This window comes from Pseudomonas flexibilis, assembly GCF_000802425.1.
GTDB lineage: Bacteria > Pseudomonadota > Gammaproteobacteria > Pseudomonadales > Pseudomonadaceae > Serpens > Serpens flexibilis.
Window position 1 is genome coordinate 157,402 of the sequence record NZ_JRUD01000014.1, and the last position, 14,888, is coordinate 172,289.

Below are 14,888 nucleotides of genomic sequence, written 5' to 3' on the forward strand. Positions count from 1 at the left end.
CACCTCCCTGCCATGCCTTCCATCTACCAGCTCAAACCCCGTTTCCAGGCCCTGCTGCGTCCGCTGGTGCACCGGCTGCACGACGCCGGGATCACCGCCAACCAGGTCACCCTGGCCGCCTGCGCCGGCTCGCTGGCGATCGCCGGACTGGTGGCGCTGTTCGCCGAGCAGCGCGGGCTGTTCGCGCTGATTCCGCTGTGGATGACCCTGCGCATGGCACTGAACGCCATCGACGGCATGCTCGCCCGGGAATTCGGCCAGCAGAGCACCCTGGGCGCCTACCTCAACGAGCTGTGCGACCTGGTCTCGGATACCGCGCTGTACATGCCCTTCCTGCTGCTGCCCGGCGTCAGCCCGCTGTGGCTGGTGCTGGTGCTGCTGCTCGCGCTGCTCAGCGAGTACGCCGGGGTGATGGGCCCGCTGGCCGGCGCCTCGCGCCGCTACGACGGCCCGATGGGCAAGAGCGACCGCGCCTTCTGCTTCGGCGCGCTGGGCGCCGGGGTCGCCGCCGGCCTGCTGCCGGCGGCCTGGATCAACGGCGTGCTGGCGCTGCTCGCCGCGCTGCTGCTGCTCACCCTGGTCAATCGGGTGCGCCAGGGGCTGGCGGAAGTGGCCGCCGGGAATTGAGTTTTCATCGAGACAGGGATTTCACGATGCGCGATTACCAGAAACGCACCTTTGCCAGCCACGACGGCCTGGAACTCTTCTACCGCCACTGGCCGGCGACCGACAGCGGCCAGCCGCGCCGCGCCCTGGTGCTGTTCCACCGCGGCCACGAGCACTCCGGGCGCATGGCGCACCTGGCCGACGAACTGGAGCTGCCGGGCTTCGACATCTTCGCCTGGGACGCCCGCGGCCTCGGCCAGTCGCACGGCCCGCGCGGCGACAGCCCGAGCTTCGGCACCAGCGTGCGCGATGTGCAGACCTTCATCGGCCACCTGCGCGAGCGGCACGGCCTCGCCGAGGAAGACATGGTGGTGCTGGCGCAGAGCGTCGGCGCCGTGCTGGTGGCGACCTGGGCCCATGACTACGCGCCGAACATCCGCGCCCTGGTGCTGGCCTCGCCGGCGTTCAAGGTCAAGCTGTACGTGCCGTTCGCCCGCCCCGGCCTGAAACTGCTGCGCGCACTGCGCGGCAATTTCTTCGTCAACAGCTACGTCAAGGCGCGCTTCCTGACCCACGACCCGGCACGCATCGCCAGCTTCGAGGCCGACCCGCTGATCACCCGGCCGATCTCGGTGAACCTGCTGCTCGGCCTGTACGAGGCCGCCGAGCGGGTGGTGGCCGATGCCCAGGCGATCCAGATTCCCACCCAGCTGCTGGTCTCCGGCGCCGACTTCGTGGTGCACCGCAAACCCCAGGAGCAGTTCTTCGAGCGCCTGGGCACGCTGCGCAAGGAACTGCACGTGCTGCCCGGCTTCTTCCACGACACCCTGGGCGAGCGCGACCGTGGGCCGGTACTGGAGCGAGTCAGGCGCTTCGTGCTCCAGCAGTTCGAGCAGCCGCCGGCGCGCCCGTCGCTGCTGGATGCCGACCGCATCGGCGCCAGCTGCGCGGAAGCCGAGGCGCTGGCCACGCCGCTGCCGGCGCGCTCGCTGCGCGGCCTGTATTGGCGCCTGACCCGTGCCGGCCTGAAGATCGGCGCCCACCTGTCCCGAGGCGTGAAGCTCGGCTTCGATACCGGTTTCGATTCCGGCAGCACGCTGGATTACGTGTACCGCAACACGCCCGGAGGAATGGGTCGCCTCGGCCGGCTGGTCGACCGGACCTACCTGGACTCCATCGGCTGGCGCGGCATCCGCCAGCGCAAGCTGCACGTCGAGGAGCTGCTGCGCCTGGCCATGGCGCGGCTGCGCGAGGCGGGACGGCCGGTGCATATCCTCGACATCGCCGCCGGGCACGGCCGCTACATCCTCGAAGCGCTGCAGGGCGTCGAGCCGCTGCCCGAATCGATCCTGCTGCGCGACTACAGCGAGCTCAACGTGCGCGACGGCCAGGCACTGATCGAGGCCAAGGGGCTCGACCAGATCGCCCGTTTCATCGAAGGCGACGCCTTCGACCGCGCCGACCTGGCGGCCGTGGCGCCGCGGCCGAGCCTGGCGGTGGTCTCCGGCCTGTACGAGCTGTTCGGCGACAACCAGCAGGTCGGCAATTCCCTGGCCGGCCTGGCCGCCGCCGTGCCGCCGGGTGGCTATCTGGTGTACACCGGCCAGCCCTGGCACCCGCAACTGGAGCTGATCGCCCGCGCCCTGACCAGCCACCGCGACGGCCAGCCGTGGGTGATGCGCCGGCGCAGCCAGGCGGAGATGGATCAGCTGGTGGCCGCGGCCGGATTTCGCAAGCTGGAGCAGCGCATCGACGAGTGGGGCATCTTCAGCGTGTCGCTGGCCCAGCGGGTGGACGGATGATCACTGCGTCACGCCCCTGGCGCAGCGCCCTGGGCTGGCTGGCGTTCCTCGCGCCGTTCTTCTTCGCCAGCTACGGCCTGGCCACCTGGGTGACCAGCCAGCGCGACGACGTCGGCAGTCTGGTGTTCGCCTGGGAGAGCCACCTGCCGTTCTGGGCCTGGAGCATCGTGCCCTACTGGTCGATCGACCTGCTCTACGGCCTGTCGCTGTTCCTCTGCCTGAGCCGCCTGGAACTGGATCGCCACGCCCTACGCCTGCTCAGCGCGCAGCTGGTGGCGGTCGCCTGCTTCCTGCTCTGGCCGCTGCGCTTCACCTTCACGCGCCCGGACATGGACGGCGTGTTCGGCCTGCTGTTCGAACTGCTGGGCGCCTTCGACAAGCCGTTCAACCAGGCGCCCTCGCTGCACATCGCCCTGCTGGTGATTCTCTGGGTCTGCTATGCCCGGCATGTGCCGGGGCTATGGCGCTGGCTGCTGCACGGCTGGTTCGCGCTGATCGGCATTTCCGTGCTCACCACCTGGCAGCACCATTTCATCGACCTGCCCAGCGGCGCCCTGCTCGGCTGGCTGTGCGTCTGGCTGTGGCCGCTGCACGGGCCGAGCCCGCTCAGCCGGGCGCGCCTGACCGCGTGCCGCGCAGGCCGGCGCCTGGCGCTGCGCTATGCGTTGGGCAGCGCCGCCTGTGCCGTGCCCGCCTTCCTGTTCGGCGGCGCCTGGCTATGGCTGTGCTGGCCGGCGGTGTCGCTGCTGCTGGTGGCGCTGAACTACGCGCTGTTCGGCGCGCATGGGTTTCAGAAGGGCGCCGACGGCCGCCTGAGCACGGCGGCCGGCTGGCTGCTGGCGCCCTACATGCTCGGTGCCTGGCTGAATTCCCGCCTGTGGACATTTCGCCGGCCGGCGCCGGATGAGGTGTGCGACGGCGTCTGGCTGGGCCGACTGCCCGGCGCGCGCGAGCTGGCGCGCAGCCCGTTCCGCTCCGTGGTGGACCTGTGCGCCGAGCTGCCGCTTGCTCCACAGGGCCGCCATTACCATGCGATCCCGGTGCTCGATCTGACCCCGCCGACCCTCGACGATTGCCTGACCGCCGCCGAGGCCATCGAGCAGGCGCGCCGGCGGGGTCCGACCCTGGTGTGCTGCGCCCTGGGCTATTCGCGCAGCGCCACCGCGCTGGCCGCCTGGTTGCTGTTCAGTGGCCGCGTGGCCAACCTGGACGCCGCGCTGGCCCTGCTGCGCGGCGCCCGGCCGCGCATCGTGCTGCACGACGCGCATCTGCGCGTGTTGCGGCAACTGCAGGCACGCCACGCGGTTCTTCCAGCGGAGCCTGCGCATGTCTGAGTTTTCCGCATCGGTGTGCGCCAGCCTGCTGCGCCAGGGCCGCACGCTGGAGCGGGCCAGTCGCCTGCTGGGGATGGCCGGTCTTCTGGCCGGCGGCGCCCAGGCGCTGAGCGGTCCGCCACACTTGCCGTTCGGCCTGCTCTGCCTGGGCGTGTTCCTGCTCTGGCTGGCGCAGCTGTACTGGGCTCTGCGCGTGGCCTTCGACGCCGAGCTGTTCGACCGGCTGGCCGGTAGCGACACCCCGTTGCCGACTCTCGATAGCGCGCTGCGCGAACTGGGCCTGAAACCGGCCGGCCAGGACAGCCGTACGCTGCCGGCCCGTTGCCAGGCCGCGCTGCGCCTGCTGCGCAGGCAGGGCGTACTGCTGGCTGCCCAGGGACTGCTGGCCGGCGCCGCGCTGCTGACCGTTCTGCTGATCTGAAGGAATCCCCCCATGCTGAGCCTACTCTGCGCCTTCACCATCACCTCCGCCGCCCGCCTGCTGACTGGCGCGCGCAGCCTGTGGCTGGGCTGCCGGCCCGAGGCGGTGCAGCGCATCTACTTTGCCAACCACAGCAGTCATATCGATTTCCTGCTGCTCTGGGCGGCGCTGCCCGCGCCGCTGCGCGCGCGCACCCGGCCGGTGGCCGGCGCCGATTACTGGCTGAAGAGCCCGCTGCGCCGCTACCTGATCACCCGGGTGTTCAACGGCGTGCTGGTCGACCGGGCCGGCGAGGTCGGCGGCAATCCCCTGCAGCCGCTGCTCGACGCGCTGGAGCGGGGCGATTCGCTGATCTTCTTCCCGGAAGGCACGCGCAACCGCGAGGACGGCCTGCTGCCGTTCAAGAGCGGGCTCTTTCACCTGGGCCGCGCGCATCCGCAGGTGGAGCTGGTGCCGGTGTGGATCGCCAACCTCAACCGGGTGATGCCCAAGGGCCGTGCCATCCCGCTGCCGTTGCTGTGCACGCTGAGCTTCGGCGCGCCGCTGGCGGTCGGTGACGACGTCAAGCCCACCTTCCTGGAACGCGCCCGCGCGGCGCTGCTGGCCGTGGCCCCGGAGCACGTCTGAAATGGATCGACATACCTTGCTGTTGTTCGCCGGCATCGGCGCCCTGCTGCTGCTCGCCTCGCTGATCGGCTTCCTGCTCAAGCGCCGCGCTGGCGGACCCAGCCCGACCATCGACAACCTCAACGCGCGCATCGCCGCCTGGTGGGTGATGGTGCTGGTGATCGGTGGCGCCTTCCTGCTCGGCCATGGCGCGGTGATCCTGCTGTTCGCGCTGGTGTCGTTCTACGCGCTGCGCGAGTTCATGACCCTGACGCCGACCCGGCAGAGCGACTACTGGCCGCTGGTGGCGGCCTTCTATGTCGTGCTGCCGGCGCAGTACCTGTTGATCGGCTACGGCTGGTACGGGCTGTTCTCGATCTTCATCCCGGTCTACGTGTTCCTGCTGCTGCCGATCCTCGCCTCGCTGGGCGGCGACACCACGCGCTTCCTGGAACGCGCCTCCAAGGTGCAATGGGGACTGATGATCGCGGTGTTCTGCATTTCCCACGTGCCGGCGCTGCTGACCCTGCAGATCGCCGGTTACGAAGGGCGCAACCTGCTGCTGATCGCCTGGCTGGTGTTGGTGGTGCAGCTGTCGGACGTGCTGCAGTACGTGTGTGGCAAGCTGGCCGGCAAACGCAAGATCGCGCCCCTGCTGTCGCCTTCAAAGACCGTGGAGGGCTTCATCGGCGGCGTGGCGCTGGCCACGCTGGTCGGCGCGCTCTTGTGGTGGATCACCCCGTTCAGCTTCGGGCAGGCGCTGGGCCTGGCGCTGGTGGTCAACCTGTTGGGCTTCTTCGGCGGGCTGGTGATGAGCGCCATCAAGCGCGACCGCGGCGTGAAGGACTGGGGGCACATGATCGAGGGCCATGGCGGCATGCTCGATCGGCTGGATTCGGTGTGCTTCGCCGCGCCGATCTTCTTCCACCTGGTGCGCTACTACTGGACCTGAATCATTCCAGCACCCTGACCTTCGCGGCGCCCAGCGCGTAGGCGGCATCGGCCGCCACGTTGCTGGCCGCCTCGATGCGTAGGCGGCCGTCCACTTCCAGCGGTGCATAGATGTCGTCAATGCGGATGCCCTTGGGGTAGCGCACCAGCACGATCTGGTTGGGCGGCGGCGGCGGCACGTGGATGCAGGCGCCCGGATAGGGCACCAGGAAGAACTCGACGAAACGCCCCTGTTCGTCGCTTTCCAGCGGCACCGGGTAGCCGGCCAGGCGGATCTCCCGGTTGTCGAGGGCCGCGACGGTGCGGGTGGAGTACATGACTTCAGGCAGGCCGGGCGCCTGCTTCAGATAGCCGCCCCCGTCGCTGAAGCCCTGGGCCTCGGCGCCGATGTGTTCGATTTCCGGCATGGCTTCCAGCGCCGCCAGATCCTCGGGCGGCAGCAGCTCCAGCCAGTCCAGCTCGGCGGGCGCGGCGTGCAGCGACAGGGAAACGGTGAACAGCAGCGGAATGAACAAATTTCGCATGGACGACTCGGCTCATGGACAGGACGGGGCCGCGCGCGACCCCGACAAAGACAACGGCGTGAGGGTCAGGTTCGCTTGCGCGTCACCATGCCATAGATCACCAGCAGGATGATCGCGCCAATCACCGCGCCGATGAATCCGGCCGGCTCGCCAGCGTCGTAGAAGCCCACCGCCTGGCCGCCGTAGGTGGCCAGCAGGGCGCCGCCGATGCCCAGCAGGATGGTCATGATCCAGCCCATGCTGTCATCGCCCGGTTTGAGGAAGCGCGCGATCAGCCCGACGATCAGGCCGATGATGATGGTTCCAATGATGCCCATGAGTCCTCCGTCCCAACGGGTTGCGTGGCGGTTGCCACTCCGTTGCTTGGGACCGTTGGGCTGCCGGGCAGTTCGCGGCGGTGCACTGCAGTGATTGTGGGAGCGGACTTGTCCGCGAGCTTCTGGGTGCGGCCTGCAGCCTGGCCGGCGCTGGAAAAGCTCGCGGACAAGCCCGCTCCCATCAGATCCACTCCCAGAGGAGAGGGGGCAGTTCTCAGCCCCTGGCGATCAGCGCCTGCACTTCGGCGATGCGTGCCTGCAGGGTGGCGGCGTCCTGGCAGCGCAGGGTGGCGTGACCGACCTTGCGGCCCGCCTTGAACGCCTTGCCGTAGTGATGCAGGTGGCAGTCGGCGATGCGGATGACCTGCTCGGTCGGCGGCACCGAACCCAGGAAATTGAGCATGGCGCTCTCGCCCACCTTGGCGGTGGAGCCCAGCGGCAGGCCGGCCACGGCACGCAGGTGGTTCTCGAACTGGCTGCACTCGGCGCCCTCGATGGTCCAGTGCCCGGAGTTGTGCACACGCGGGGCGATTTCGTTGGCCTTCAGGCCGCCGTCCACCTCGAAGAACTCGAAGGCGAGCACGCCGACGTAGTCGAGCTTGGTCAGCACGCGGCTGATGTAGTCCTCGGCCAGCCCCTGCAGCGGGTGGTCGGTGCTGGCGATGGACAGGTTCAGCACGCCGCCCACGTGGGTGTTGTGGGACAGCGGGTAGAAGCGGGTTTCCCCGTCGCGACCGCGCACCGCCACCAGCGACACCTCGCCGGTGAAGGGCACGAAGCCTTCGAGGATGCAGGGCACGCTGCCCAGCTCCGCGAAGGCGCCGCTCACGTCGGCGGGCTGGCGCAGGACCTTCTGGCCCTTGCCGTCGTAGCCCAGGGTACGGGTCTTGAGCACGGCCGGCAGGCCGATGGCGGCCACGGCGGCGTCCAGGTCGGCCTGGGACTGGATGTCGGCGAACTCGGGTGTCGGGATGCCCAGTTCCTTGAACAGGGACTTCTCGAACCAGCGGTCGCGGGCGATGCGCAGGGATTCGGCGGCCGGGTACACCGGCACGTACTTCGACAGGAAGGCGACGGTTTCCGCCGGCACGTTCTCGAACTCGAAGGTCACCAGGTCGACGCTCTCGGCCATGCGGCGCAGCGCCTCGGGATCGTCGTAGCCGGCCAGCAGGTGTTCGCCCAGCGCGGCGGCGCAGGCGTCCGGCGCGGGGTCGAGGAAGACGAAGTTCATGTCCAGCGGCGTGCCCGCCAGCGCCAGCATGCGACCCAGCTGGCCGCCACCGATTACACCGATTTTCATGGTCGTGTCCTTTGCGTTACGCCTGACGCGGGTCCGGGTTGTCCAGCACCGTACGGGTCTGCTCCTCGCGGAACTGCTTGAGGGCCGCATGGTACTGAGGGTGCTTGCCGCCGAGGATGCTCGCCGCCAGCAGCGCAGCGTTGATGGCGCCGGCCTTGCCGATGGCCAGGGTGGCGACCGGGATGCCACCGGGCATCTGCACGATGGACAGCAGCGAATCCACACCCGAGAGCATCGACGACTGCACCGGCACGCCGAGCACCGGCAGGTGGGTCTTGGCCGCGCACATGCCCGGCAGGTGGGCCGCGCCGCCGGCGCCGGCGATGATCACTTCGATGCCGCGCTCCTCGGCCTGTTCGGCGTACTGGAACAGCAGATCCGGGGTGCGGTGCGCGGACACCACCTTCACCTCGTGGGGAATACCGAGCTTCTCCAGCATCTCCACCGTATGACTCAGGGTGCTCCAATCGGACTTGGAACCCATGATCACGCCAACCAGTGCGCTCATCCTCGTGCCTCTTTGCGGTGCGCCGGTCGGCGCGCTCAAAAACCAACAAGCCACGCGGCTCGGGCGTGGCTTGTCATGTCGGGGCAAACCAGCGGGCCGGCTGGCTTGAAGGCGCGGCATTATACCGGAAAGGCGCGGCTGTCGCGCCTGTGGCTTGTCGGCAGGTGTATCCGCTCGTTGGCCCCTGCTCCGCCATTTGCTGCCACACTCTGCCGAGCCGCCTCGTCACCCGGAGATCCCCATGACACGTCTCGTTTCCTTTTTGTTGCTCAGCCTGAGCCTGTTTTCCATCAGTCCGCTGCAGGCCGCCCGGCTGGAGGCCGCCGCTGTGGCCGCGCCGGATCGTCACTCGGCCGAGGTGGCCGCCCAGGTGCTGCGGCGCGGCGGCAACGCGGTGGACGCCGCCGTGGCCACCGGCTTCGCCCTGGCGGTGACTCACCCGGAGGCCGGCAACATCGGTGGCGGCGGCTTCATGACACTGGTGGTGGACGGTCAGGGCTATTTTCTCGACTACCGTGAGATGGCGCCCCAGGGAGCCCGACGCGACATGTACCTGGACGAGAGCGGCGAGGTGGTGGCGGATCTCAGCACCGTCGGCGCCCGGGCCGCCGGCGTGCCCGGCACGGTGATGGGCCTGTGGGAAGCGCACCGCCGCTTCGGCAGCCTGCCGTGGGCCGAGCTGCTGACCCCGGCCATCGTACTGGCGCGCCAGGGCTTTATCGTCGACGAGCGGCAAGTGGCGGAGCGCGACGGAGCGGCGAAGTTCTTCGCCGGGCGCACCAATTTCGATCGCTACTTCGGCGGCATGCAGGCTGGCAAACGCTTCGTCCAGGAAGAGCTGGCCCAGACGCTGGAGCGCATTGCGGACCGGGGGCCGGAGGATTTCTACCGTGGCCGCACAGCCGAACTGCTGGTGGCGCAGATGCAGCGCAGCGACGGGCTGATCAGCGCCACCGACCTGCACGCCTACCGCGCCATCTGGCGCGAGCCGCTGCGCTTCGAGTGGCAGGGCCAGGTGGTGTATACCGCGCCGCCGCCCAGCTCTGGCGGTATCGCGCTGGCGCAGTTGCTCGGCATCAAGGCGCTGCGCGCACAGGACTTCGCCGGCGTGCCTCTCAACTCGGCGCGCTACGTGCACCTGCTGGCGGAAATCGAGAAGCGCGTGTTCGCCGACCGCGCCGACTATCTCGGCGATCCGGACTATTTCGACGTGCCCACCGCGCAGCTGACCGCCCCCGAGTACCTGCAACGCCGCGCGGCGGAGATCGATCCGCAGCGCATCTCGCCGACCGAGGCGGTACGCCCGGGGCTGGAATCGCCGCAGACCACGCACTTCTCCATCATCGATGCCGACGGCAACGCAGTGAGCAACACCTACACCCTGAACCTGGATTTCGGTAACGGGCTGGTGGTGGAAGGCGCGGGCTTCCTGCTCAACAACGAGATGGACGACTTCAGCGCCAAGCCCGGCGTGGCCAACGCCTTCGGGGTGATCGGCAGCGACGCCAACGCCATCGACGCCGGCAAGCGCATGCTGTCGTCGATGAGCCCGACCATACTGACCCGCGACAGCCAGGTGACGCTGGCGGTGGGGACGCCCGGCGGCTCGCGCATCTTCACCACCGTGTTCCAGGTATTGAGCAACCTTTACGACCATGGCCTGCCGCTGCCCGAGGCGCTGAAGGCGCAGCGCGTGCATCACCAGTTGCTGCCCAGGGACACGATCTTTCTCGACCCCCATTCGCCGCTCAAGGGCTCGGCCGCCCAAGAACTGCGGGCGATGGGCTATACGCTGACCGAGCAGGGCTGGCCGATGGGCGACGTGCAGGCGGTACAGGTGATCGAGGGCCGGCCGCTGCCGGCTTCCGACCCGCGTGGCCGCGGGCAGGCGCTGGTGGTTGAGGTCAACCGTGCACCCAAGGCGGAAAGCGCAGCGCCGGCTGCGCTGTAACCGTAGGGTGGATCGCGCTTCACCGATCCACCAACGCGCCGCAGGCGCGCCGTGCCGGCGCGTTGGTGGCCAATGGAAAACGTTGACCACCCTACGGTGGGCTGGGCGTAGGGTGGATCGCGCTTTATCGAGCCACCGAGCGCGCCGCCAGGTGCGGCGCGTCGGTGGCCAATGTTGTCCACCCTCCCCGGGCGCGCTTACGCCGGCTCGGCGCCCGCCTCCATCAGCTTGCGCCACAGCAGCCGCACCTGGGCCTTGCGCACCAGGGCGCAGCGGTGCAGGCGGATCTCCAGCGGCACGCGCCAGCTGGCGTCGCCGCATTCCACCAGTTCGCCGCGCGCCAGCTCGGCCTCGACGCTCAGGCGCGGCACCCAGGCGACGCCCAGGCCCTGCAGCGCCATGCTCTTCAGGCTGTCCGCCATCGCCGTCTCGTAGACGGTGACGTAGCGCAGGTTGCGCTGGCGCAGCAGCGCGCCCACCGAACGGCCGAGGAAGGCCCCGGCGCTGTAGGCGAGCAGCGGCACGCTGGCGCTGTCGTTCAGGTCGAACAGCGGGCGGCCCCGGGCATCCGGGGCGCACACCGGGATGATCTCGCTGTTGGCCAGGTGCAGCGAAGGGAAGATTTCCGGGTCCATCTGGAGCACGGCATCCGGATCATGGAACGCCAGCATCAGGTCGCAGGTGCCCTCACGCAGCGCATGCACCGCCTCGCCCACGTTGGTGGCCACCAGGCGCGAGGCGAAATGGATGCCGTCGTTGCGCAGCCCAGCCACCCACTGGGGAAAGAAGCCCAGCGCCAGGGAATGCGCGGCGGCCACCTGCAGTACCTCGCCCTGCTGGCCTTCCAGGTGATGCAGATGACGCAGCGCCTCGCCGAGCTGCTCAACCACGTTGCGCGCGGTGACCAGAAACAGCTGGCCCGCCTCGGTGAGTTCCACCGGCGAATGGCTGCGGTTGACCAGCGTCAGACCGACGGTCTCTTCCAGACTGCGAATTCGCCGGCTGAAGGCCGGCTGGGTCACGAAACGTCGCTCGGCAGCCTTGGAAAAGCTGCGCGTGGTGGCCAGCGCGACAAAATCCTCCAGCCACTTGGTCTCCAGATTCATGCCATTCCTCGTTCCGTTCGGCGGGCCTGGAAAAGTCACAGCAAGGTTATGCCGTTTGTGCATGGGACAGCAATTAAAGGCATTGGTCGACGATCGGTCGCAGGCCCTATGATTCGGGCGTTCGCAGACACAACCTGCCTCTCGATTACTTGTCATGGTCATGCAGACAAGGCCGACCCCTCAGGGCGCCCCAACTCCTGACCACACGCGCCAAAAGCGCCACCTAGGAGTACCTGACATGCGCACCAACGCACGCCCGATGACCACCGCCGTCCAGCCCCCCGCCCGCTACATGCCGTTCCTCGGCCTGGCCTTCACCAGCTCCAAGGCAAACCGCACCGCCAAGGCACTGGCCGCCGCCACCCAGCGCGTTTAAGTTGTTCCCAGGGCCATCATGCCCCTGGGAGGAACATGCACACACTGATTCTCTACACCGGTGGCACCATCGGCATGCACGCCAGTGCGGGCGGTCTGGTGCCCGCCGGTGGCTTCGAAGCCCGCCTGCGGGCCGAAGCGGCCCGCCGTCCGGACGCCTCCCCTGTGGAGTGGCGTTTCCGCGAACTCGCCCCGCCCATCGACAGCGCCAACATGAGTCAGGCCCACTGGCTGGCCATGCGGGACGTCATTGTCGAAGCCGTCGAGCGGGACGCTTTCCAGGCAGTGCTGGTGCTGCACGGCACCGACACGCTGGCCTACAGCGCCGCCGCCCTGAGCTTTCTGTTGCTTGGCCTGCCCGTTCCGGTCGTGCTGACCGGCTCCATGCTGCCCGCCAGCGTGCCCGGGAGCGACGCCTGGGACAATCTGTTCGGCGCCTTGCGGCATCTGGCGGAGGGTGCCGCTCCGGGCGTGCATCTGTTCTTCCATGGCCATCTGCTGCAGGGCACGCGGGTGACCAAGCGCAGCAGTGAGCAGTTCGACGCCTTTGCCGAGACCCTGCGCCCCGTCGCGCATCCTCGATTCCTGTCCCCGCCGGCACCCGATTACCGTATCCCGCGCCGGGAAGTGAACCTGGCTTGCCTTCCCCTGTACCCCGGTCTGCGCGCCGAGCATGTGCAGGCCCTGCTGGACACCGGGCTGCAGGCCTTGCTGCTGGAGTGCTACGGCAGTGGCACGGGCCCGGCAGATAACGCCGCGCTGATCGAGGTCCTGAGCCAGGCCCACACACGCGGTGTGGTCCTCGCTGCCATCAGCCAGTGCCCGGAAGGCCGGGTGGATTTCGCCACCTACGCTGCCGGCAGCCAGTTGGCCGCCTGCGGCGTGATCAGCGGTGGCGGCATGACCCGCGAAGCCGCCCTGGCCAAGCTGTTCGCCCTGCTGGGCGCGGGCCTGGACCCAGCAACGGTCGAAACCCTGTTCGGCGAAGACCTGTGCGGAGAGCTGACCGGGACGGGTGCTTGCCACTAAGCTAAGCGCGTCTGTGCTTGTCGAGGAGATGCGTCATGAGCCGCCGATTACCCGTGGAAATCCGCCCGGTCGGGCCCGACGACCATGACGCCTGGCTGCCCCTGTGGCAGGGCTACCAGCGCTTCTACATGATGAGCCTGGAGCCGGCGGTCAGCGCCGCCACCTGGCAGCGCTTCCTGGATGCCAGCGAAGGACAGCACGCCGCCCTCGCCTGGGCCGATGGCCAGGCAGTGGGCCTGGTGCACTGGCTGTACCACCGCAACACCTGGACGCTGAATCCGGTCTGCTACCTGCAGGACCTGTTCATCGCCCGTGACCTGCGCAGCCAGGGCGTCGGTCGGCAGTTGATCGAGCATGTCGAGCAGCAGGCCCGCCAGGTGCCCTGCGACGAGCTCTACTGGCTGACCCACGAGACCAACACCAATGCGATCCGCCTGTATGCACGGGTGGCCGAGCGCACGGGCTTCGTGCAGTTCCTGAAGACGCTGAAGAGCTGAGATTCCGGCCGACTGAAAGCAAAATGGGGGCAGATCGTCGTACCGGCGTCATGGCCCGGAGCATCACTCGTGCCAGCGCCGCTCACTGTTTTCCAGCAGGCTGGCGGCCTGTTCCGGACCGTTGCTGCCGGCCGGGTAGGGCTTCGGACGCTGGTAGTACTCCTGCCAGCCCTGCAGGATCGGATCGATCCAGCGCCAGGCGGCTTCCACCTCGTCGCGCCGCATGAACAGCGTCGAGTCGCCCTCGATCACGTCCAGCAGCAGCCGCTCGTAGGCATCCCAGCGCCGACGCTGGCGGAAGGCATCAGCCAGGTTGAGGTCCAGCTCCACCGGCTCCAGGCTCATGCCCTTGCCCGGCTGCTTGGCCATCAGTTGCAGGCTGATGCGCTCCTCCGGCTGCAGGCGGATGATCAGCCGGTTGGCCTCGCTGCCATTGAACAGGCGGTGCGGCACCGGCTTGAACTGGATGACGATCTCCGAGGTCTTGCGCGCCATGCGCTTGCCGGTGCGCAGGTAGAACGGCACACCGGCCCAGCGCCAGTTGTCGATCTCCGCCTGCACGGCGACGAAGGTTTCGGTGTCGCTGTCGTTGTCGACGTTCTTCTCGAAGTAGTAGGCCGGCACGTCATGCCCGCCGATGCGCCCGGCCACGTACTGGCCACGCACCGTCTTGTCCTGCACATCCAGGCCGGTGATCGGCTTGAGGGCCTCGAGCACCTTGACCTTCTCGCTGCGCACCGAATCGGCGTCGAAACGCACCGGTGCCTCCATGGCCACCAGGCACAAGAGCTGCAGCAGGTGGTTCTGCAGCATGTCGCGCATCGCGCCAGCGTTGTCGTAGTAGGCGCCGCGGTTTTCCACGCCGAGGGTCTCGCACACGCTGATCTGCACGTGGTCGATGTGCCCGGAACGCCACACCGGCTCGAACAGGGCGTTGGCGAAGCGCAGCGCCATGAGGTTCTGCACCGTTTCCTTGCCCAGGTAGTGGTCGATGCGGAAGATCTGCGGCTCATCGAACGCCTGGCCAATGCCGGCGTTGATCGCCTGGGCCGAGGCCAGCGAGCGGCCGATGGGCTTTTCCAGCACGATGCGGGTGTGCTCGCCGGTCAGCCGGGCCGTGGCCAGCGAGGCGGCGATGTCCTGGAACAGGTCCGGCGCGGTGGCCATGTAATAGATGCGCCCGCGCCGGCAAGCGCCCTGCTCCAGGTAGCGGGCCAGGCGGCCGTAGTCGGCGCTCTGGCTGGCGTCCATGGCCAGGTAGTCCAGGCGCGCGGCGAAGCCCTGCCAGGCCTCGTTGTCGAAGGTGGCGCGCGGGATGTGTGCGCGGCAGTGGCGCTCGGCCAGGGCCTGATAGGCGGCCCGCTGCAATGGCGTGCGCGCCAGCGCCAGGATGCGCATGTCCGCGGGCAGGCGGCCATCGCGATGCAGGTGATACAGGGCCGGCAGCAACTTGTGCAACGCCAGGTCGCCTGTGCCGCCGAAAACCAGCATGTCGCAGGGAAGTGTCACCGGTCACGCTCCAGAGTTGGCCTCGTGCTGGCGGTGTCATGTAGTATCACTA

16 protein-coding genes are annotated in these 14,888 nt (G+C 68.6%); 10 read left to right on the plus strand and 6 right to left on the minus strand.

Annotated elements, in window-relative coordinates; translation table 11 throughout:
- Positions 1–12 precede the first annotated feature (12 nt).
- The 6 genes from SF06_RS10085 to SF06_RS10110 are packed head-to-tail and all read left to right on the plus strand — an operon-like array spanning position 13 to position 5,721.
- Positions 13–627, plus strand: a complete 615-nt coding sequence (locus SF06_RS10085; protein WP_039561159.1) for a CDP-alcohol phosphatidyltransferase family protein — start codon at positions 13–15, stop codon at positions 625–627.
- A 26-nt stretch (positions 628–653) separates the two neighbouring features.
- The gene (locus tag SF06_RS10090) at positions 654–2,408 is read left to right on the plus strand and encodes a bifunctional alpha/beta hydrolase/class I SAM-dependent methyltransferase (protein ID WP_039561161.1); all 1,755 of its coding nucleotides are present in this window, start codon (positions 654–656) and stop codon (positions 2,406–2,408) included.
- Positions 2,405–3,742, plus strand: coding sequence for a phosphatase PAP2/dual specificity phosphatase family protein (locus tag SF06_RS10095; protein WP_065365678.1), 1,338 nt, complete (start codon positions 2,405–2,407; stop codon positions 3,740–3,742). The genes SF06_RS10090 and SF06_RS10095 overlap by 4 nt, the downstream gene beginning before the upstream one ends.
- Positions 3,735–4,163 (plus strand): hypothetical protein, encoded by a 429-nt coding sequence (locus SF06_RS10100; RefSeq protein WP_039561162.1) that lies wholly within the window; start codon positions 3,735–3,737, stop codon positions 4,161–4,163. The genes SF06_RS10095 and SF06_RS10100 overlap by 8 nt, the downstream gene beginning before the upstream one ends.
- A 12-nt stretch (positions 4,164–4,175) precedes the next feature.
- Entirely contained in the window at positions 4,176–4,790 is a 615-nt protein-coding gene (locus SF06_RS10105; protein ID WP_039561164.1) for a lysophospholipid acyltransferase family protein, read from the plus strand.
- Between the two features lies 1 nt (position 4,791).
- Complete coding sequence (locus SF06_RS10110) at positions 4,792–5,721, plus strand: phosphatidate cytidylyltransferase (protein WP_039561165.1); 930 nt, start codon at positions 4,792–4,794, stop codon at positions 5,719–5,721.
- A gap of 1 nt (position 5,722) precedes the next feature.
- Here SF06_RS10110 and SF06_RS10115 read toward each other — a convergent pair whose 3' ends face one another.
- The 4 genes from SF06_RS10115 to purE all read right to left on the minus strand — a co-directional run bounded on the left by SF06_RS10115 (position 5,723) and on the right by purE (position 8,369).
- On the minus strand, positions 5,723–6,244 hold the full coding sequence (locus SF06_RS10115; RefSeq protein ID WP_039561167.1) for a DUF3299 domain-containing protein: 522 nt from the start codon (positions 6,242–6,244) through the stop codon (positions 5,723–5,725).
- A 65-nt stretch (positions 6,245–6,309) separates the two neighbouring features.
- On the minus strand, positions 6,310–6,561 hold the full coding sequence (locus SF06_RS10120; RefSeq protein WP_027588819.1) for a GlsB/YeaQ/YmgE family stress response membrane protein: 252 nt from the start codon (positions 6,559–6,561) through the stop codon (positions 6,310–6,312).
- A 214-nt stretch (positions 6,562–6,775) separates the two neighbouring features.
- Positions 6,776–7,861 carry a 5-(carboxyamino)imidazole ribonucleotide synthase gene (locus SF06_RS10125; RefSeq protein ID WP_039561170.1) on the minus strand — a complete coding sequence of 362 codons (1,086 nt, stop codon included), beginning with the start codon at positions 7,859–7,861 and terminating at the stop codon, positions 6,776–6,778.
- 16 nt (positions 7,862–7,877) lie between these two features.
- The gene (purE, locus tag SF06_RS10130) at positions 7,878–8,369 is read right to left on the minus strand and encodes a 5-(carboxyamino)imidazole ribonucleotide mutase (protein WP_027588821.1); all 492 of its coding nucleotides are present in this window, start codon (positions 8,367–8,369) and stop codon (positions 7,878–7,880) included.
- Positions 8,370–8,610: 241 nt separating this feature from the next.
- Here purE and ggt point away from each other — a divergent pair, with 241 nt between their 5' ends.
- Positions 8,611–10,320 (plus strand): gamma-glutamyltransferase, encoded by a 1,710-nt coding sequence (gene ggt, locus SF06_RS10135; RefSeq protein WP_052199776.1) that lies wholly within the window; start codon positions 8,611–8,613, stop codon positions 10,318–10,320.
- A 197-nt stretch (positions 10,321–10,517) separates the two neighbouring features.
- Here the strand turns inward: ggt and SF06_RS10140 are convergent, their stop codons facing one another.
- Positions 10,518–11,426, minus strand: coding sequence for a LysR substrate-binding domain-containing protein (locus SF06_RS10140; protein ID WP_039561172.1), 909 nt, complete (start codon positions 11,424–11,426; stop codon positions 10,518–10,520).
- Positions 11,427–11,664: 238 nt separating this feature from the next.
- On the opposite strand from SF06_RS10140, the gene SF06_RS18300 reads away from it, so the two are divergent.
- From SF06_RS18300 to SF06_RS10150, 3 genes are read left to right on the plus strand one after another with little or no spacing between them, the layout of a single operon-like run.
- Entirely contained in the window at positions 11,665–11,802 is a 138-nt protein-coding gene (locus SF06_RS18300; protein ID WP_155956090.1) for a hypothetical protein, read from the plus strand.
- Between the two features lie 35 nt (positions 11,803–11,837).
- Positions 11,838–12,830 carry an asparaginase gene (locus SF06_RS10145; RefSeq protein ID WP_039561174.1) on the plus strand — a complete coding sequence of 331 codons (993 nt, stop codon included), beginning with the start codon at positions 11,838–11,840 and terminating at the stop codon, positions 12,828–12,830.
- Between the two features lie 35 nt (positions 12,831–12,865).
- A complete protein-coding gene (locus SF06_RS10150) occupies positions 12,866–13,327 on the plus strand; it encodes a GNAT family N-acetyltransferase (RefSeq protein WP_027588824.1) in 462 nt (153 codons plus the stop codon).
- Positions 13,328–13,390: 63 nt separating this feature from the next.
- Here the strand turns inward: SF06_RS10150 and zwf are convergent, their stop codons facing one another.
- Positions 13,391–14,818, minus strand: a complete 1,428-nt coding sequence (zwf, locus tag SF06_RS10155) for a glucose-6-phosphate dehydrogenase (protein WP_162172908.1) — start codon at positions 14,816–14,818, stop codon at positions 13,391–13,393.
- Between the last annotated feature and the right edge of the window lie 70 nt (positions 14,819–14,888).